At 64.4% G+C, this 17,497-nt stretch carries 18 protein-coding genes; 5 read left to right on the top strand and 13 right to left on the bottom strand.

Translation table 11 applies throughout. The features are described 5' to 3' along the window. Positions 1 to 29: 29 nt before the first annotated feature. The 10 genes from IVB47_RS20760 to soxX all read right to left on the bottom strand — a co-directional run bounded on the left by IVB47_RS20760 (position 30) and on the right by soxX (position 7,638). The gene (locus IVB47_RS20760; RefSeq protein WP_247463790.1) at positions 30 to 1,238 is read right to left on the bottom strand and encodes an MFS transporter; all 1,209 of its coding nucleotides are present in this window, start codon (positions 1,236 to 1,238) and stop codon (positions 30 to 32) included. A gap of 196 nt (positions 1,239 to 1,434) precedes the next feature. After that, positions 1,435 to 1,608, bottom strand: coding sequence for a hypothetical protein (locus IVB47_RS20755; RefSeq protein ID WP_197031101.1), 174 nt, complete (start codon positions 1,606 to 1,608; stop codon positions 1,435 to 1,437). A gap of 86 nt (positions 1,609 to 1,694) precedes the next feature. After that, complete coding sequence (locus tag IVB47_RS20750) at positions 1,695 to 2,732, bottom strand: MBL fold metallo-hydrolase (protein WP_247463787.1); 1,038 nt, start codon at positions 2,730 to 2,732, stop codon at positions 1,695 to 1,697. Between the two features lie 272 nt (positions 2,733 to 3,004). Then, complete coding sequence (locus IVB47_RS20745; RefSeq protein ID WP_247463786.1) at positions 3,005 to 3,460, bottom strand: hypothetical protein; 456 nt, start codon at positions 3,458 to 3,460, stop codon at positions 3,005 to 3,007. Then, positions 3,457 to 5,208, bottom strand: a complete 1,752-nt coding sequence (soxB, locus tag IVB47_RS20740; protein WP_247463784.1) for a thiosulfohydrolase SoxB — start codon at positions 5,206 to 5,208, stop codon at positions 3,457 to 3,459. The genes IVB47_RS20745 and soxB overlap by 4 nt, the downstream gene beginning before the upstream one ends. A 55-nt stretch (positions 5,209 to 5,263) precedes the next feature. Next, positions 5,264 to 5,569 (bottom strand): hypothetical protein, encoded by a 306-nt coding sequence (locus tag IVB47_RS20735; protein WP_247463781.1) that lies wholly within the window; start codon positions 5,567 to 5,569, stop codon positions 5,264 to 5,266. Next, positions 5,566 to 6,429 carry a sulfur oxidation c-type cytochrome SoxA gene (gene soxA, locus IVB47_RS20730; protein WP_247463779.1) on the bottom strand — a complete coding sequence of 288 codons (864 nt, stop codon included), beginning with the start codon at positions 6,427 to 6,429 and terminating at the stop codon, positions 5,566 to 5,568. The genes IVB47_RS20735 and soxA overlap by 4 nt, the downstream gene beginning before the upstream one ends. After that, positions 6,429 to 6,740 carry a thiosulfate oxidation carrier complex protein SoxZ gene (gene soxZ, locus IVB47_RS20725; protein WP_247463777.1) on the bottom strand — a complete coding sequence of 104 codons (312 nt, stop codon included), beginning with the start codon at positions 6,738 to 6,740 and terminating at the stop codon, positions 6,429 to 6,431. The genes soxA and soxZ overlap by 1 nt, the downstream gene beginning before the upstream one ends. Before the next feature lie 15 nt (positions 6,741 to 6,755). Next, a complete protein-coding gene (gene soxY / locus IVB47_RS20720; protein WP_247463776.1) occupies positions 6,756 to 7,247 on the bottom strand; it encodes a thiosulfate oxidation carrier protein SoxY in 492 nt (163 codons plus the stop codon). 37 nt (positions 7,248 to 7,284) lie between these two features. Further along, positions 7,285 to 7,638, bottom strand: coding sequence for a sulfur oxidation c-type cytochrome SoxX (gene soxX / locus IVB47_RS20715; RefSeq protein WP_247463774.1), 354 nt, complete (start codon positions 7,636 to 7,638; stop codon positions 7,285 to 7,287). A 259-nt stretch (positions 7,639 to 7,897) separates the two neighbouring features. Between soxX and IVB47_RS20710 the strand changes: the two genes are divergently transcribed. Then, a complete protein-coding gene (locus IVB47_RS20710) occupies positions 7,898 to 8,569 on the top strand; it encodes a DUF938 domain-containing protein (protein ID WP_247463772.1) in 672 nt (223 codons plus the stop codon). A gap of 83 nt (positions 8,570 to 8,652) precedes the next feature. Here IVB47_RS20710 and IVB47_RS20705 read toward each other — a convergent pair whose 3' ends face one another. Beyond that, positions 8,653 to 10,722: a prolyl oligopeptidase family serine peptidase gene (locus IVB47_RS20705; protein WP_247463768.1), complete on the bottom strand. Its 2,070-nt coding sequence runs from the start codon at positions 10,720 to 10,722 to the stop codon at positions 8,653 to 8,655. Positions 10,723 to 10,940: 218 nt separating this feature from the next. Between IVB47_RS20705 and IVB47_RS20700 the strand changes: the two genes are divergently transcribed. Both IVB47_RS20700 and IVB47_RS20695 read left to right on the top strand, forming a co-directional pair. Continuing rightward, positions 10,941 to 12,188 carry an MFS transporter gene (locus IVB47_RS20700; RefSeq protein ID WP_247404593.1) on the top strand — a complete coding sequence of 416 codons (1,248 nt, stop codon included), beginning with the start codon at positions 10,941 to 10,943 and terminating at the stop codon, positions 12,186 to 12,188. A gap of 141 nt (positions 12,189 to 12,329) precedes the next feature. After that, positions 12,330 to 13,562, top strand: coding sequence for an MFS transporter (locus IVB47_RS20695; RefSeq protein ID WP_247463765.1), 1,233 nt, complete (start codon positions 12,330 to 12,332; stop codon positions 13,560 to 13,562). Between the two features lie 147 nt (positions 13,563 to 13,709). On the opposite strand, the gene IVB47_RS20690 is transcribed toward IVB47_RS20695, so the two are convergent. Continuing rightward, positions 13,710 to 14,204, bottom strand: coding sequence for a VOC family protein (locus IVB47_RS20690; protein WP_247463762.1), 495 nt, complete (start codon positions 14,202 to 14,204; stop codon positions 13,710 to 13,712). A 91-nt stretch (positions 14,205 to 14,295) separates the two neighbouring features. Beyond that, on the bottom strand, positions 14,296 to 14,841 hold the full coding sequence (locus IVB47_RS20685; RefSeq protein ID WP_027565949.1) for a carboxymuconolactone decarboxylase family protein: 546 nt from the start codon (positions 14,839 to 14,841) through the stop codon (positions 14,296 to 14,298). A 137-nt stretch (positions 14,842 to 14,978) separates the two neighbouring features. Here IVB47_RS20685 and IVB47_RS20680 point away from each other — a divergent pair, with 137 nt between their 5' ends. Both IVB47_RS20680 and IVB47_RS20675 read left to right on the top strand, forming a co-directional pair. Continuing rightward, positions 14,979 to 16,193, top strand: coding sequence for an acyl-CoA dehydrogenase family protein (locus IVB47_RS20680; protein ID WP_247463759.1), 1,215 nt, complete (start codon positions 14,979 to 14,981; stop codon positions 16,191 to 16,193). A 142-nt stretch (positions 16,194 to 16,335) separates the two neighbouring features. Beyond that, a complete protein-coding gene (locus IVB47_RS20675; RefSeq protein ID WP_247463756.1) occupies positions 16,336 to 17,475 on the top strand; it encodes an acyl-CoA dehydrogenase family protein in 1,140 nt (379 codons plus the stop codon). Positions 17,476 to 17,497: the final 22 nt, after the last annotated feature.

Below are 17,497 nucleotides of genomic sequence, written 5' to 3'. Positions count from 1 at the left end.
ACCCAATTACAATCGTCGCCGGGACACGATTAGGTTTGCGGCCGCCGCTTCCGCTCCGTGAACGGCGACAGCACCACCGTCGCGACCATGAAAATCACGGACGCCCCGAACACCCAATGCGGCGCGCTCTGGTCCATGATCCAGCCGAACAGCAGCGGGCTGACGATGCCGCCGAGATTGAATCCGGTGGAGACGATGCCGAAGGCGCGCCCCGCAGCGCCGGGCGGCGCTGCATTGCGCACCAGCATGTCGCGCGAGGGCGCGATCACGCCGGAGAGGAATCCCGCGGTCGCCATCGTGGCGATCAGCGCCCAGCCCGGCAGCGTGACCAGCGCGATCAGCAGCACGATCGCCGCGTTCGCAGCAAAGCAGGCGGCGGCGACATAGCCGTGGCGCTCGGTGTGGTCGGCAAGGAAGCCGCCCGCGAGCACGCCGGCGGCGCTTGCACCGAGGAAGGCGGTGAGCGCGACATTGGCCGCGGAATAGGTGACGCCATAGCCACTCATCAGCGCCACCACGCCGAAATTGTTGATGCCGGCGACCGACAGGCTGAGCAGCATGAACAGCGCCGTCAGCGTGATCAGCGCCGGCGTGATCACGGCTTGTTTAGGTGCGTTCTCGGTGCCCGGCTTGGTCTTGTGCGCGCCGGCATCGGGAATGTTCATCGTCACCAGCAACAGCGCGACCAGAACGCCGATCGCGCCCGATGCGATCAGCGCACCGGCGCCGCCGGACACGATGACCATCGCGGCGACGATCGCCGGCGCCACCGCGCCGCCGAAATAGCCGGCAAAGGTATGGATCGAGAAGGCGCGGCCCATCCGCGCTTCGTCCATGTGCGCGGCAAGGATGGCGTAATCGGCGGGATGGTAGACGCTGTTGGCGAGCCCAAGCAGCACGGCGCAGGCGATCAGCGAGGCGTAGCTGAGATGCAGGCCGAGCAGGATCAGCGCGAAGCCGCCGAGGGTGAGACCGCCCAGCAGGATCCGTCGCGCGCCAAAATGGTCGACGAGATAGCCGGTCGGCGCCTGCGTCAGCCCCGACACCACGGCCGACACGGTGAGCGCAAAGCCGAGCTCGACATAGCCGACGCCGAGTTGATTCTTGAGGAACGGAAACAGCATCGGCAGGACCAGCAGATGGAAATGGCTGACCCAATGCGCGATCGAGATTCCCGTCAGCGTGCGTAGCGCGCTGTCCGCCTTGCCTTGCTGCGGTGCGGCGAGAACGTCAACCATTGCAGTTCCGTTTTATGTCCTTTGGAGACGCGCAAACTATCGGGCAGAGCGGTTATTTGTCCATGAACGCAGGCGCATGGCTGGTAGTGGGGGCGGGGCGAGAGGGGGTCATGAGAATGGCGAGGACGGTGGCTCCACATTGTCGTCCTGGCTTTCGCCAGGACGACAGTTGAGAGCGTGGCAAGAGCCGAGCCCCTCAAAACGGCTCGTCATCCGGCCCGTAGCGGTCGCGCTTCGGGGTCGCCATGTCGCCGTCCTCGTAATCATCGTCGTCGGTGTCGAGCGGAGGTGGAGGCTTCTTCGCCTTGTCTTTTGCTGGCGTGTCGTCCGCAATTTTCGGCGGCGCGCTCGGCTTGCCGATCTTGGCCATGGCTGGTCCCGGATGGTGATGCTGCATCCGTCTAGCCTGAATATATGGGCAGCTGCTGATTTATCTCAAGAACGGCGGCAAGACGGTCAGTGCACCACCGGCCCGCCGGCCTTCTTCCAGGCATCGATGCCGCCGGCGATGTGGGCGGTGTTGGTGAGCCCGGCCTCCTTGGCGGCGGCGACCGCCATCGCAGAGCGTTCGCCGAAGGCGCAGAAGAACACGACGCGGCGGCCGGTGGCGGCCGCGACCTCGCGCAGCATGCCGCCGGGCTTGAGGCTGTCCTCAACGGACGGATAGGGCGTATGCAGCGCGCCTTCAAGCATGCCGTGCTTCATCCGCTCGTTGGTCTCGCGCAAATCGACCAGCAGGATATCGGGACGGCCGAGGCTGCGGATCGCCTCGACGGCGCGGAGCGCGCGGCCCTCTTTCTCCAGCTCCTCCTGGTGCAGGCCGACATGCATGTTGGCGGGCACCGCGACGTCCATCATCTTCGGATTGGGCAGCTTCAGATTGGCCATCAGCTCGATATAGTCGTCGACCGAACGCACCTGGAGCCGCGGATTGTAGCGCTTCTCCTCGCCGATGGTGGAGACGGTGTCGCCCTTGTAGTCATGCGCCGGGAACACCATGGTCTCGTCCGGCAGCTTGAGCAGGCGGTTGAAGATCGAGTCGTATTGCGCGCGCGACGAGCCGTTCTGGAAATCGGTGCGGCCGGTGCCGCGGATCAGCAGCGTGTCGCCGGTGAAGACGCGGTCGCCCATCAAATAGGAATAAGAATCATCGGTGTGGCCGGGCGTGTACATCACGTCGAGCGACAGGCCGTCGATCGTCACCTTGTCGCCGTCGGCAACCCGCATCGCCACCACGTCGGCCTTGGTCTGGTCGCCCATCACGGTCATGCAATGGGTGCGGTCGCGTAGCTCGCCGAGGCCGGTGACGTGGTCCGCATGCAGATGGGTGTCGACGGCCTTGACCAGCTTGAGATCGAGTTCGCGCAGCAGCTGGCAGTAGCGGTCGACCTTCTCCAGCACGGGATCGAGGATCAGCGCCTCGCCGCCGGGGCGGCTCGCCAGGAGATAGCTGTAGGTACCCGAAACACTGTCGAAGAGCTGGCGGAAGATCATGGCAAGGCCCGGCGTGAATTACCCGGAGATTCTACTACATTTCGGGCTCACAAGAGAAGCAATTCACTGTGTAAGCAAGAAAATTTGGAAGATTTTTATTCCTGTGAGGGGCGAGTGGGTGTCACCTGGCCACCGCTGTCATTCCCCGCGAAGGCGGGAAATCCAGTACGCCGCGCCCTTTCCGTACCCCTCCCCGTCTCGGAGTACTGGATCACCCGCCTTCGGGGGCGATGACACCGGCTGTGCCGCGACGCCTTGCCCCGACAAAAGGCTCAGGGCCTCACCAGCGTGTACCCGTTCTCGCTGAGAAACAGGATCTGCCCGACCCCGACCTGCACCGGCGTGGCGGCGGGGATGAACTCCGGCCGCTTGCCGGTCTCCCGCTCGATCGTGTCGACGGTGTTGAGGCAGATGTCGAAGCGTACGCCTTGCGCGATCAGGCTTTCGACCTGCTTGCGGCGTTCGCTGCCTGACAACAGGAGATCGATGCCGGGACCGAACGCCACCACCTCGATCGCGACTTTGTCGGGGTCGTAGGCTTTCAGTAAATTGTTGGCGACGCTGAGCACCAGAGCCTGCTTCCTGGCATCGCCATCGGAGAGCTGCAGCACGATCTTGTGCTCGGCGAACGGCTTGTCCTGGAGCGGCACCTGCTGCGCGAAAGCCGGCGGCGCCGCCCAGGCGAATAGCGCCAGCAGCATCGCGGATAGGGTTTGCGACCGCATCATCCCTGTCCTGCAATGCCCGGATTACCCTCGACGCCCTTTAGCGTGACGCCGGAGCCGAGCCGCTCCTGAAACATCCGGCCCGAGCGCAGATATTTTGCCACCACATCCCACACCGGCGCGCCTTGCTGGCTGTTGACCGAGGCCCAGCCCGCGATCTTGTAACGGTGGCTGGCACTGAGCGCCTTGCCGCCATTGAGCTTCAGCTCCGAGATGCGGCTGCCGATCGCCGCCGTCGGCGTGCAGGTGTAGCTGAGCCCGCCGGCGCGCACCATGTCGCCGCCCTGCTGGTAATAGGGATCGGTGTTGAAGAGGTTGTCGCAGACGTCTTCCAGCACGTCCTTGATCTGGGCTCCGGTCATCTCTTGCACATAGGTCTCGGGATAGCTGATCGCGGTTTCCGCGAGCAAATCCTCCATCGTCAGCGCCTGGCCGGAGAGCCCGGTGACGCCCCAGCGGAAGCCCGGCGACAGCGCGATCTCGGCGTTGAGCTCGGTGCGCAGCGCGCTGCAGATCAGCTCGTCGACTGGGCCGGCGAAATTGTCGCGTCGATACAGCAGGCGATCGGGCGTCGCGATCTTCTCCAACCAGTCGGTGACGAAGGGCGCCCGCAATCGGCCGATCAGTTCGGCCATCCCAGGATCGGGCTTCAACAGCTCGGAATAGACCGGCAGCAGATGATATTTGACGTCGCCGACCTTGCCCTTGTCGAGCGCGAGATCGAGCACGGCAAGGAATTTTCCGTTGGAGCCGGCATTGGTGACGAGCGTCGTCCCGCTCGCATTTTTCACTGCGATTGGCTGCGGGATCGCATCATGGGTATGGCCGCCGAGGATGACGTCGATGCCGGTGACGCGGCTTGCGAGCTTGAGGTCGACGTCCATGCCGTTGTGCGACAGCAGGATGACCGCATCGACCTTGTCGGCGCCGCGCAAGCCGTCGACATGCTTCTGGAGTTCCTCCTCGCGGATGCCGAAGGTCCAGTCCGGCGTGAACCGTTTGGGATGCGAGATCGGCACGTAAGGGAAGGCCTGGCCGACGATCGCGACGCGATGGCCGCCGAGTTCCTTGATCACGGAGGGCTTGAACACGCGCCCCGTCGCCTTGTCGAAGGCGGCGGCGTCGTTGAATGCCGCTTCCTCGGTCAGGAAAACGTTCTGCGCCAGAAACTCGCCCTTGAAGCGCGCGAGATTGTCGCGCAGCGCCTGCTCGCCGTAGGTGAATTCCCAATGCCCGGTCATCGCCTCGATACCGAGCAGGTTTGCGGCCTCGACCATGTCGCGGCCCTGCATGATGTTGGCGAGTCCCGAGCCCTGCCAGATGTCGCCGCCGTCAACGAGCACGGAGTGTTTTTCGCCGACATCGCCGCGCAAGCGGTCGATCAGCGTCTTCAGATGGGCGAAGCCGCCGAGCTTGCCGAAGCGGCCTGCGGACTTCTCGAACTCGAAGCAGCTGAAGGCATAGGCGTCCGCACTGTCGGGCCTGATGCCGAAACGGTCGAGGAAGGCGCGCCCGACCAGGTGCGGCGGCCGTCCCGCCATTTCGCCGATCCCGATATTGACGCTGGGCTCGCGAAAATAGACCGGATTGAGTTGCGCATGCGTGTCGGTGAGGTGAAGGATGCGCGCATTGCCGAACCGTTCGAGGTCGTAAATGCTCGCGGCCTCAGCACCGCGCGCAAGCCGTGGCAGGCTGAGCGATGCGGCAGCAAGGCCTGCATTCTTCAGGAAATCGCGGCGGCGGATCGCCATCCAGAAATTCTCCGCGCCCTCTCATGGCCGCAAGGCTGTTGCACAGGCGAACAGTCTAGCGGATTTCCATCGCCTTCCAGGCTTCTTTTTCGGAAATCGCCTGGAAGACCGACGCCTTCGCCAGCGCCTCGGCCTCCCTGGCTGCAGCCACGGCGCGGTCGAAATCGCCGCCATCGGCCGCCTTCTTCGCGGCGGCCAGCGTCGAGACGGTCACGGTCCACTGGTTGCGCATGCCGGCCGCCTCCTTGGAGGAGGCCTCGGCGGCGGCATAGGCCGCCTTGTAGTCTGCCTCATTCGCCGCGTGCGCCGCCGGCGCGAAGCTCAGGGCAAGCAGCATGGCGGGGACAAGTGACCGCTTCATGGCCGCGCTCCCGGTCCCGATATCGGCAGGCCGTTGGCGACGTAGGACAGGAAATATTCGACGTCGCGGTATTCATCCGCCTGTGGCTCCAGCGGAACCGCGCGGGTCTGGCTGTTGCAGGTGACGAAGCGGCGGCTGGTCGTTCCCATGCCGCTCCATTCGGAGCGGTAGATCGGCATTGCGTTCAGAATGCCGAGCGCCGGCGCCAGGATCTCGGCGCGGATGCGCTCGCCCGGGCTCTGCACATGGCAGCTCGCGCAGGAGAAATTCAATTGGCCGCGGCGGGTGTAGAAATAGCGCTTGCCGTTCTCGAATGCCGCGAGCGCGCGAGGATCGTCGGGGATCGTGATGTCCATCGGCTTGCCGCGCGAGGTGAAGGCCATGTAGGCGGTGAGCGAGGCCATCTCGTCCTTGACGTAGGAATAGGGCGCCTCGCCATTGGCCTCGCGGCAGTGGTTGAGCGCCAGCTCCAGCGTGACGACCTTGCCTTCCTTCTCGTCGAAATAAGGATAGTTCTGGCGGATGCCGATGCCGCCGTCCGGGAAACAGTCGGCATAGGTCTTGCCGTTCTTGAACGGGGTGGCGAACATCTCCTTGCCGGCGTCGAGCGCGAACTCGTAGGGCGGGAATTCCTCCTTCTCCTGCCACTGCCGCTTCATGTCCTCATTCATGGAATAAGGACCGTTGACGAAGTCCTCGTGCTTCACGGTCGGGAACTTCTGGAAGAAGAAGTTCTGGAACGCCTTGGCATCGGCGACGGGATCGACCTTGTCGGCCGCCACCACGCGCGGAGAGGTGAGGGCCAACGCGACGAGCGCGGCGCTCAACAAACCAGGCAGGATGGAAGTGCGCGCCTTCATCACGAGATCTTCGCGGTGGTCGTGTCCGACGCACCCTTGTTATCGGTCCAGGAGACCTTGAGATCGTCGCCCTTCTTGGCCCCCTTGAAGCTGAACTTGACATAGGGGTCCTTCGAGACCGCGGTGCCCCAATCGGCAACGAAGACGTCCTTGCCGTTACATTCGAATTTCAGCTGCTGGATGTAATGCGCCGGGATCAGCTCGCCCCTGGCGTCCTTGACGAAGCCGGTATCCATCGGGTGCTGGATCAGCGCCTGCACCTCGGTGATGTCGCCGTTGGCGGTGGCGCGAACGCGAATGCTGGATGCCATATCGATCTTCCTCGCTTAGCCGCCGCAACCGCCGACGGTGACCTTGACCTCTTTGGTCGCGCTGTAGAGCTTGCCGTCGGCCTCCACGATCGCAACGACGTTGGTGGTTTTGGCCATCTTCAGCCGGTTGGCGACAGCAGGGATCGTGCCTTCGGGAATTCTGTAGCTCGCGGCCAGCGCGCTGGGATTCTCGGCCACGAAGAACGACATCGAGGTGACCTTGTCGAGCGTCGTCGTCACCGAGATCGGCACCACGCCGCCGTTCTCGGCGATCTCGGGGGCGTCCAGCTTGACCTTGTCGGACGGCTCGGCGGTTTTGCCGTACAGCGCCTTGATGGCGTCCGCCTCGCTCTTCTGCCTGAAGGCCTCTTCCGGATATTTGTCGTTGGCCGCGGCGCGCGCGGGAGCGGCGCCGAACGGCAGATTGCCGAGGCCGAGCAGCGCGACCGAGGCTGCGCCTTGAAGAATCAGCCGGCGCGTCGCGCTTGGGCCGGTGAGTGTGGTCATCTCGGGTCTCCCAACCAATCTCTTGGCGTGCCTGAAGTCACAGGGTCTGCAGGAAATCAACGATCGCGCTGATCTCCTGTTCGGTCAAAATCCGGTTCCGGCCGAACGGCGGCATCATCGTCTGCGGATTGCGTTTGGTCTCGTCGAAGATGATCGCGGCCAGCTCGTTGCGATCGGGGTACTTGGTCTTGAGGTCCTTCAGTTCCGGCCCGATCGTTCCCGGCAGGTCGCCACCCTTGATCACGTGGCAGGTCAGGCAATTGCCCTTGCCGCGGTCGAAAGCGAGTTTCTGGCCGTCGGCCACAGCGGACTGCGCCCACGCCGGGCTGGCGAGGCCGGCGGCAATGACCAGCAAGATGAACAGAACGGGCGTCCGGGAAAAGGCGGTCAAGGCGTCATTCCGAAGCGTTATATCGATGGTCTCGATCGCGAAATAGAAGCGTTCCAAAGCACAAAGGGCACCGCCTGACAATCAAGACTATGCACGCGACAAAATGAAGTTAATATCTTCCCCATTGCAACTAATGAGATTATTTGTTCAGCCGATTTGGCCCGAGAGTTAAGAGCCGTGGCGCGGGCCGGCTGTTTCCTGAGCGTTTGGGCGCTCATCCTGTTTTCAACGCGTTCTCGTTTTTTCAAGGGGACCTCACTTGGCTGAATATGTCATCGAATTCGGCAGGGATGGCGGTCGGGTCGAGTCCGACGGGCGGCTCGACGCGCCGGCATTTCATCGCAATCACGAGCCGCTCTGGGCGGCACTGGAAAAACATCTCACCGGCTGCACCGGCAACGTGGTCGAGCTCGGCAGCGGAACCGGCCAGCACGTGGTCCACTTCGCCCGGCACACGCCCGGCCTGATCTGGTGGCCTAGCGATCTCAACCAACGCCACCTCAAGAGCATCGAGGCGTGGCGCGTTCATTCAGGCCTGAAGAACATCCGCTCGCCGCTGCGGATCGATCTCACCGATCCGGACTGGTGCCCGGAGATGAAAAGCGGGCAGGCGCCGTCAAGTCTCGCCGCATTGTTCTGCGCCAATGTCATCCACATCGCGCCATGGAGCGTCGCCGAGGGCCTGTTCGCCGGCGCCGGCCGCTATTTGCGGGCCGACGGCAAGCTGTTCCTCTACGGCCCGTTCAAGCGCGACGGCAAGCACATCGCGCTCAGCAATGCCGTGTTCGACACGTCGTTGCGTGAAGGCAATCCCGACTGGGGCGTGCGTGACATCAGCGATGTCGAGGCCCTCGCGCGCGGCGCAGGTCTGCGCCTCGTCGATACAATCGACATGCCCGCGAATAATCTGACCTTGGTATTCGCGCGTTAAGCCGCAACGGCGATGCGCTCCCTCTCCCGCAAGCGGGCGAGGTGCACCCGCCTGCTGCGCTCCACTGATTCATCAAGAGGCCGTCAGCCCTCGCCGTCCTTCCACCCGATCTTCTCTTTCAAAAACCGAAAGCCAATCACCTCGAACCCGGCGCGCTCCTTGTTGTCCTTGCCGTAGCCGTGGCCGCCCGCTTCAGGCTCGTAGAACCAGGCCTCGTAACCCATGGCCTGGAGCTTTGCGGCCATCTTGCGCGCATGCCCGGGATGGACACGGTCGTCACGCCGTGTGGTGGCAATCAGGATCGGCGGATAGGGCTGGCCGGCCTTGACGTTGTGATAGGCGGAGTAGGTCTTCAGCCAGTCCCACTCCTCCGGCTTGTCGGGATCGCCATATTCCGCGATCCAGCTCGCGCCGGCGAGCAGCTTCGTGTAGCGGCGCATGTCGATCAGCGGGATGGTGCAGAACAGCGCGCCGAAACGTTCGGGGTAGCGCACCAGCATGTTGGTGATGAGGATGCCGCCGTTCGATCCACCCTGCGCGGCGATGCGCTTTGCTGTCGTCACGCCGCGGCGGACGAGATCGGCGGCAACGGCTGCGAAATCGTCATGCGACAGTTTCTTGCCGGCGAGCCGGCCGGCATCGTGCCAGCGCGTGCCGAACTCGCCGCCGCCACGCAAATTCGCCTGCACTGTCGTGCCGCCGCGCTCCAACCACAGCTTGCCGAGCGACGGGTTGTAATACGGCTTCACCGAATGGGCGAAGCCGCCATAGGCGCTCATATAGACCGGTGCATCGCCGGTCTCGCCGCTGGGGCCGGTCTGCACATAAGGGATACGCTCGCCGTCGATCGAGATCGCCTCGTGCTGGGTCACCACGAGGCCGTCGGCGTTGAATGTTTTCGGCGCCTGCTTCAGTACGGTCGGGCTCGCGACGCCGCGCTCCATCAGCAGCAGCGACGGCGGCGTGAGCGGATCCTGCACATTGGCAAGCAGGTTGCCATTGCTCTCGGAGGGATGGCGATCCAGCGGCCAGATGTCGACCACGCCGATCTGCGGCAGGCCGCCGAGTGACGCGCGGCTCCAGCTCGTGGCGGACGGCGTGCAGATCTCGAATTGCGGCTGGAGCTCGTCGAGGATCGACAGCACCAGCCTGCCGCCGGCCCAGAACAGACCTTGCAGGGCGCGGCGAGATTCCGGCTCGAACAGCACCGCGAAATCGCGGCTGCCGGCGAGGAACGCCGAGAGCGACATGCCGAGCACGGTGTCGGCGGCATAGGTTTTCCCCTCGATCGACCAGGCTTCGCGCAGCTTCATCGCGAACCAGTCGCCATGCGCCTGCAACCAGATGCCGGTCGGCAGATCGAGCTTTGTCGTCGTGCCGTCCGCGCCGCGCAGCCAGAGCGCATGATTGAAGAAATCGATCTGGTCGACGATCCAGCTGCGCGGGGCCGCCGCGGTGTCGTCGACGATGCCGGAGATCGCCATATGATCGGCCGTGGTCTCGATGATTATTTGCGCCTGATCGACAGGCTGGCCGCGTCGCCACAGCCGAACCGTCCGCGAATATCCCGAGCTCGTCGCCATGCCTTCGCCGTGGGCACTCGACAGCAGCAGCGTGTCGGCATCGAGCCAATCGGCGCCGCCCTTGGCTTCCGACAGCGCAAACCCGTCGGCAACGAAACTCTTGGTGTCGAGGTCGAATTCCCGCAAGGTCACGGCGTCGCTGCCACCGCGCGACAGGCCCAAAATGGCGCGCGCGCTTCCCTTCTGTGTGGTGATGCCGCTCAGCAGCCAGTCCTCGCCTTCGCGCGCGGCGAGCTGGTCGACATCCAGCATGATCTCCCACGTGGGATGCGGTTTGCGAAACTCCGCGAGCGAAGTCTTTCGCCACAGGCCGCGCGGGTTGGTGGCGTCCTTCCAGAGGTTGTGCAGTTCGTCGCCGCGCCGGCTGACATAGGGAATGTTGTCGGGACGATCGTAGATCGCTGCGAGCAGGTCACGGTCGCGCGCGAAGGCCGCTCCGCCGAACGCCTCGAGCGTCAGGCTGTTCTGCCGCGTGACGAAATCGAGCGCCTGCTTGCCTTCGATCTCCTCCAGCCAGAGCCAGGGATCGTCGTCGGGAGCGCTGAGCGTAGGCCTGTCGTCGACGGACATGAACGAAACTCCGGAAGGTCGCGGCGGATAGGATTTGATCGAGCGCAAGCCGTCAAGTGCGCGGCCCATTATCATCGGCCCGATTGCGTCAGAGACATGGCCTGCGCCCGTTTGCGCCGGTTGCCCGGCCTCCCGCGCCCCGCCATAGTGCCGGGAATCAAGCGAGCCCTTGAAAGCCTTTAAAAGCCCCTCGAAAGCCCGTTGGGGCGGAAATGCCGATGCTGGATGTGACTGCAGCCGATGAGATCGCCGCCGACGCCCGCGTGCGCGCCAATGTGGTGCGCCTTGCCGCCGCGCAGGCGCTGACCGGCGCCAACTCGGCGGTGATCTTCGCCACCGGCGCGATCGTCGGCGCGACGCTCGCGCCCGACGTCTCGTTCGCGACCGTGCCGATCTCGATGTATGTGCTCGGCCTCGCCGCCGGCACGCTGCCGACCGGCGCGATCTCGCGCCGCTTCGGCCGCCGAGTGGCTTTCATCGTCGGCACAGGTCTGGGCGCGCTGACCGGTCTGCTCGGCTCGTTCGCGATCCTGCACGCTTCGTTTCCGTTGTTCTGTCTGGCGACTTTTCTCGGCGGCCTCTACGGCGCGGTGGCGCAGTCCTATCGCTTCGCTGCGGCCGACGGCGCCAGTGTTGCCTATCGACCCAAGGCGGTATCCTGGGTGATGGCGGGCGGCGTGTTCGCCGGCGTGCTCGGTCCGCAGCTCGTGCAATGGACCATGGATGTCTGGCAGCCTTATCTGTTCGCTTTCAGCTTCCTGGTCCAGGCTGCCGTCGCGCTCATCGCGATGGGCATCGTCGCCGGGGTCGACATGCCGAAGCCAGCACCGGCCGATCTTCACGGCGGGCGGCCGCTGCTCGAGATCGTGGCCCAGCCGCGTTTCATTGCGGCGGCGCTGTGCGGCGTCATCTCCTACCCCATGATGAATCTGGTGATGACCTCGGCGCCGCTCGCCATGAAGCTGTGCGGCTTGAGCGTTTCCGATTCAAATTTCGGCATTCAATGGCACATCGTCGCCATGTACGGGCCGAGCTTCTTCACGGGCGCGCTGATTGCCCGCTTCGGCGCGCGCAAGGTCGTTGCCGCCGGCCTGCTGCTGGAGGCTGGCGCAGCCTGCATCGGCCTGTCCGGCATCACCGCGATGCATTTCTGGGCCACGCTGGTCGTGCTCGGTGTGGGGTGGAATTTTTCCTTCATCGGCGCCTCCGCGCTGGTGCTGGAGACGCATCGGCCGCAGGAGCGCAACAAGGTGCAGGCCTTCAACGATTTCCTGGTGTTCGGGATGATGGCGATCGGCTCGTTCTCGTCCGGCCAATTGCTCGCCAGTTACGGCTGGTCCGCGGTGAACATGGTGGTGTTCCCGCCGGTGCTGCTCGGCCTCGCCGTGCTCTCGCTGGCGTCCTTTGCCCGCCGTCGCAAAGCGCGGCTGGACGCGGCGATGGGCGAGTTCCCGGATGCGATCTGAATTGGCGGGAGGCTGTCAGCAGCGTTGATAGTTCGATCCAGGTCGAAGTGATTTCCGGGGCTTGGGTTGTTACATGATGCTCGTCATGAACAGGCGAGCGTGAAGCACGGCGCTCGCGGGGGAAACGAAGGACAAGCGCAAATGCTCGACAATCCCCGGCACGACGCATCCATCGACGAATCCTCCCTCCGCTACGAAGGTTGGCGCATCGTTGCGGTCTGCTTCCTGCTCGCGACCTTCGGCTGGGGGCTCGGCTTCTACGGCCAGAGCGTCTATGTCGCCGAGCTCCAGCGCGCGCACGGCTGGTCGGCCTCGCTGATCTCGTCCGGCACGACGTTCTTCTATCTGTTCGGCGCGCTGCTCGTCGTCTTCGTCGGCGAAGCCGTCAACAAATACGGCCCGCGCCTTGGCCTGATCGCGGGGACGCTGGCGATGTCGGCCGCGGCAGTCGCGATCGGCGCGGTGCGCGAGCCGTGGCAACTTTATCTCGCGAACGCCGTGCTCGCCTTCGGCTGGGCCGGCACCAGCCTCGCCATGATCACCAACACGATCAGCCTGTGGTTCGACCACAAGCGCGGCATGGCGATCAGCCTCGCGCTGAATGGCGCAAGCTTCGGCGGCATCGTCGGCGTGCCGCTGCTGGTGACCTTGATCGGCCACATCGGCTTCGCCAGCGCGATGTTTACCGTCGCCGGCGCCATGCTGGTGCTGCTCGTGCCGGTGATCCTGATTGTCGTCGGCCACCCGCCCGATCTCCATGGCCGGCGCGCCGCGACGAAGGCGAAGCCGCAATCATCCGCGCAAATTCGCAGCCAGGCCTTGCGCGACGTCGGCTTCCTCACTGTGACCATTGCCTTTGCCTTGGTGCTGTTCGCGCAGGTCGGCTTCATCGTACACCTGATCTCGTTCCTCGATCCCGTGATCGGGCGCGAGCGCGCAGCCGTCGCGGTTGCGGTGCTGACCGCGATGGCGGTGATCGGGCGGGTGCTGTTCTCTCTGGTGATCGACCGCCTCAACCAGCGGCTCGCCTCGGCGCTGTCGTTCCTGAGCCAGGCCGTGGCGCTTCTCGTCGTCATCAATTTGCACAATGATTACGTGCTGATCGCGGCCTGCGCATTGTTCGGCTTCTCGGTCGGCAATCTCATCACGCTGCCGTCGCTGATCGTGCAGCAGGAATTCGATTCCGCCTCGTTCGGCGTGCTGATCAGCCTCAACACCGCGATCAACCAGGTGACGTACGCGTTCGGCCCCGGCGTGGTCGGCCTTCTGCGCGATTTTTCCGGTGGCTATGAGCTGCCGTTCTATCTGTGTATTGCGCTGGAGCTGGCGGCGGCGGCGTTGATCATGGTGCGGGGGCGAAAATCCCAGTCGTGAGCGACGGCGCTTCAACAAACTACGTCATTGCGAGGAGCCCACGAAGCAATCCAGGCTGTCTCCGCGGAGATAGGCAATCCAGAATCCGTGCCGCGGAAATAGCTGGATTGCTTCGCTGCGCTCGCAATGACGAGGCGAGTGCGGTGCTCAGGCCTCGCGTTGCTTCAGCAGCTCGTCCACATCCAGCCGTTTCGTGAACATCGCGAGCTTCCCATCCGGCCCGAACGGCCATTGCTCCCGCGGCTTGTCCCAATACAGCTCCACGCCGTTCTGGTCCGGATCGCGCAAATACAGCGCTTCGGACACGCCATGGTCGCTGGCCCCGTCGAGCGCAATGCCGGCCGAGAGCACGCGGTGCAGCGCATCCGCCAGCGCCGGTCGCGTCGGATAGAGGATCGCGGTGTGATAGAGCCCGGTCGTGCCCGGCAGCGGCGGCGAGCCGCCCTTGCTCTCCCAGGTGTTGAGCCCGATGTGGTGATGATAGCCGCCGGCCGAGATGAAGGCCGCGCCGGAGCCCATGCGCTGCATCAGCTCGAAACCGAGCACGCCGCAATAGAAGCCGAGCGCGCGATCGAGATCGGCGACCTTGAGGTGAACGTGGCCGATCCTGGTGCCGGCGGCGACGGCTTGGTTCTGCGACATGCGGCTGCTCCGTTGATGAACTCCACATAAGTGCGGCCTTAAGACAGTGCTACCGGCCTATCCAGAAACCCAGCGTTTCCGGATAGGCAACTTACGACAGCTCCCGCACCTCGCCCTCCGGCAGCTCGAACTCAAACGTGTTCAGCGTCATCGACACCAGCGTGTAATAGCCGCAGAGACCAATCACCTCGACCACGCCGCGCTCGCCGAGCAGCTTCACCGCCTCGTCATAGAGGCCCTTCTCGACGCCATGGCCCTCATGCAGCGACTTTGCGACGTCGTAGATCATCTTGCCCTTGGGATCGTCGAAGACGGGCGTGCGGCGGTCGCGGATGGCATCGATGATGTCAGGGGCCATGCCGCCGGCAAGCGCGAGGCGCTTGTGCGCGTACCATTCGTAATGCGCGGTCCAGTGCCGCGCCGTCACCAGGATCGCGATCTCCGAGAGCTTCGCGGGGAAGATCGTATCGTAGCGCAGGACCTCGCCGAGCCGCGTGGCGTGGCGGGCCATGTCGGGGCTGTTGAGCCAGGCCATCATCGGCGCCGGCGGCTTGCCGCGCTTCCCGGCAATCGACTCGTCATAGGTCTGCCGCTGGCTCTCGTTCATTTCGCCAGGCGAAAGAAGTTTCAGGCGCATTGTTGTTTCCTCTTTGTTTTCAAGCTTCGCCGTCGCGGCGACTATAGCGGATGCGTGACACGGAAGTGGTTGAATTCCGCGGGAGCTTGGCCCAGAGTCGCGGCCAACAAGCCGATTTAGATTGATGGAAACGACCAATGACTGACTCCAGGGCCAGCGAGACTGAGACCGCCGATCTCGAAACATTCCGCAGCGAAACGCGCGCCTGGCTCGAGGCCAATTGTCCGCCGGAGATGCGCAAGCCTGCAACGTCCGATGCCGACGTGTTCTGGGGCGGACGCAATGCAAAATTCTCGTCGGAGCCGCAGCGCATCTGGTTCGAGCGCATGCGCGACAAGGGCTGGACCGTACCCGATTGGCCGAAGGAGTACGGCGGCGGCGGGTTGAGCGCGGCCGAGCACAAGGTGCTGCGCGCGGAGATGGGACGAATCGGCGCGCGTCCGCCGCTGTCGAGCTTCGGGATCTGGATGCTCGGGCCGGCGCTGCTGAAATACGGCAACGACGCCCAGAAGAAGGAGCATCTGCCGAAGATCGCCGCGGGCCTGATCCGCTGGTGCCAGGGCTATTCCGAGCCGAACGCCGGCTCCGATCTCGCCTCGCTGCAGACCCGTGCCGAGAGCGACGGCGATGATTTCGTCATCACGGGGTCGAAGATCTGGACGTCCTACGCCAACTACGCCGACTGGATCTTCTGCCTCGTCCGCACCGATCCCGCCGCGAAGAAGCATGACGGCATCAGCTTCATCCTGTTCGACATGACATCGAAGGGCGTGACGACCAAGCCGATCCTGCTGATCTCCGGCTACTCGCCGTTCTGCGAAACCTTCTTCGACAATGTCCGCGTGCCGAAATCGCACGTGGTCGGCACCGTCAATCGCGGCTGGGACGTCGCAAAATATCTGCTCCAGCATGAGCGCGCGATGATATCAGGCATGGGCGAGCGCGGCGTCGGCCGTCCGCTCGGCCAGATCGCGGCCGATTCCGTCGGCACCGATTCGCTGGGACGGCTCGACGATTCCATGCTGCGCGGCCGGATCGCCAGCTTCGACGTCGATGAAGCCGCCCTTGCAGCCTGCGCCGAGCGCGCGGTCGATCTCGCCAAGGCGGGGCAGGCGCATCCGGCGTTCTCCTCGGCGATGAAATATTACGGCACCGAGCTCAACAAGCGCCGTTACGAGATCCTGATGTCGGCCGGCGGCGTCGATGCACTGGAATGGGAGAGCGAGCGTTCGAAGCAAGGCGCCCGTCCACGCGCCTGGCTGCGGACCAAGGCCAACTCGATCGAGGGCGGCACGACCGAGGTCATGCTCGGCATCGTCGCCAAGCGCATCCTCGATCTGCCGGGGGCGTAGACTTCCCGTCATTCCGGGGCGCGCGAAGCGCGAGCCCGGAATCCATTTCACCGCGTATATGCCCCCTGATGGATTCCGGCCTGGCCCTTCGGGCCATCCCGGAATGACCAAGACAAAACAGATTTCGAATCGGAACGCACCCATGGCCCTCGTCCTCACCGAAGAACAATCGATGCTCCGCGACAGCGCGCGCGGGTTGATCAGCGACAAGGCGCCGGTGTCGCATTTGCGGCATCTGCGCGACAGCAAAGACCCCACCGGCTTTTCCAAGGAGTTTTGGCATTCCTTCGCCGAGATGGGCTTTGCCGGCTTGCTGGTGCCGGAAGAGTTCGGCGGCAGCGGCCTCGGCTATGTCGAGGCCGGTGTGGTGATGGAGGAGATCGGCCGCACGCTGATGCCGTCGCCCTTCCTCGCCACCAGCGTGGTCGCGGCCTCGGCGCTGAACCGTGGCGGCAATGCCGCGCAGAAGTCGGAATATCTGCCGAAGATATCCAACGGCTCCCTGCTGGCTACGCTCGCGATCGACGAGGGCGCAAAACATCGGCCGCTTCAGACCAGCCTCCAGGCCGTACGCGCCGGCAACGGTTTCAGGCTCTCCGGCGCCAAGGCGCTGGTGGTCGACGGTCACGTCGCCGATCTTCTCATTGTCGCGGCACGCACCGCCGGCTCGGCCGGCGAGCACGAGGGGCTGACGCTGTTCCTGGTCAATCCCAAGGCCAAGGGCGTTGCGATCGAGCGCACCATCATGGTCGACGCGCACAATGCGGCGCGGATCGAGCTTGCCAATGTCGAGGTCGATGCCGACAGCGTGCTCGGCGAGATCGACCAGGGTGGTGCGCTGCTCGACGGCGTGCTCAATATCGGGCGCGGCGCTGTGGCCTCCGAAATGGTGGGTCTGAGTGAAGAAGTGTTCAACCGCACCGTCGAGTACCTGAAGAGCCGCAAGCAGTTCGGCAAGCTGATCGGCGAATTCCAGGCGCTGCAGCACCGCGCCGCCGAGCTCTATGTCGACATCGAGATCACCCGCGCCGCCGTGATGAAGGCGCTGCAAGCGCTCGATACGGACGTCGCCAAGGCCGCATCAAGCGTCGCAGTGGCAAAGGCCCGCGCCGGCACCACCGCCACGCGCGCGGTGCAGGAAGGCGTGCAGATGCATGGCGGCATGGGCATGACCGACCAGTTCGACATCGGCTTCTTCATGAAGCGCGCGCGCGTGTGCGAGGAGTTGTTCGGCGACGCCAATTACCACACCGAGCAGCTGGCGCGTGCGCGGGGGTATTGAGGCGCACCGTCGCGTCGCATTC

This window comes from Bradyrhizobium sp. 62 (assembly GCF_023073035.1).
Lineage (GTDB): Bacteria > Pseudomonadota > Alphaproteobacteria > Rhizobiales > Xanthobacteraceae > Bradyrhizobium.
This window is presented reverse-complemented; position numbering and strand designations above follow the sequence as displayed.

What these genes read in the sequence shown, in the direction of transcription:
- IVB47_RS20700 (WP_247404593.1), top strand. Translation starts at nt 10,941, where the DNA reads ATGCTGGATGTGACTGCAGCCGATGAGATCGCCGCCGACGCCCGCGTG.
- IVB47_RS20675 (WP_247463756.1), top strand. Translation starts at nt 16,336, where the DNA reads ATGGCCCTCGTCCTCACCGAAGAACAATCGATGCTCCGCGACAGCGCG.
- IVB47_RS20685 (WP_027565949.1), bottom strand. Translation starts at nt 14,841, where the DNA reads ATGCGCCTGAAACTTCTTTCGCCTGGCGAAATGAACGAGAGCCAGCGG.
- soxY (WP_247463776.1), bottom strand. Translation starts at nt 7,247, where the DNA reads ATGACCACACTCACCGGCCCAAGCGCGACGCGCCGGCTGATTCTTCAA.
- IVB47_RS20745 (WP_247463786.1), bottom strand. Translation starts at nt 3,460, where the DNA reads ATGATGCGGTCGCAAACCCTATCCGCGATGCTGCTGGCGCTATTCGCC.
- IVB47_RS20680 (WP_247463759.1), top strand. Translation starts at nt 14,979, where the DNA reads ATGACTGACTCCAGGGCCAGCGAGACTGAGACCGCCGATCTCGAAACA.
- soxB (WP_247463784.1), bottom strand. Translation starts at nt 5,208, where the DNA reads ATGGCGATCCGCCGCCGCGATTTCCTGAAGAATGCAGGCCTTGCTGCC.
- IVB47_RS20695 (WP_247463765.1), top strand. Translation starts at nt 12,330, where the DNA reads ATGCTCGACAATCCCCGGCACGACGCATCCATCGACGAATCCTCCCTC.
- IVB47_RS20690 (WP_247463762.1), bottom strand. Translation starts at nt 14,204, where the DNA reads ATGTCGCAGAACCAAGCCGTCGCCGCCGGCACCAGGATCGGCCACGTT.
- soxA (WP_247463779.1), bottom strand. Translation starts at nt 6,429, where the DNA reads ATGAAGGCGCGCACTTCCATCCTGCCTGGTTTGTTGAGCGCCGCGCTC.
- IVB47_RS20750 (WP_247463787.1), bottom strand. Translation starts at nt 2,732, where the DNA reads ATGATCTTCCGCCAGCTCTTCGACAGTGTTTCGGGTACCTACAGCTAT.
- IVB47_RS20705 (WP_247463768.1), bottom strand. Translation starts at nt 10,722, where the DNA reads ATGTCCGTCGACGACAGGCCTACGCTCAGCGCTCCCGACGACGATCCC.
- IVB47_RS20735 (WP_247463781.1), bottom strand. Translation starts at nt 5,569, where the DNA reads ATGAAGCGGTCACTTGTCCCCGCCATGCTGCTTGCCCTGAGCTTCGCG.
- IVB47_RS20760 (WP_247463790.1), bottom strand. Translation starts at nt 1,238, where the DNA reads ATGGTTGACGTTCTCGCCGCACCGCAGCAAGGCAAGGCGGACAGCGCG.
- IVB47_RS20755 (WP_197031101.1), bottom strand. Translation starts at nt 1,608, where the DNA reads ATGGCCAAGATCGGCAAGCCGAGCGCGCCGCCGAAAATTGCGGACGAC.
- soxZ (WP_247463777.1), bottom strand. Translation starts at nt 6,740, where the DNA reads ATGGCATCCAGCATTCGCGTTCGCGCCACCGCCAACGGCGACATCACC.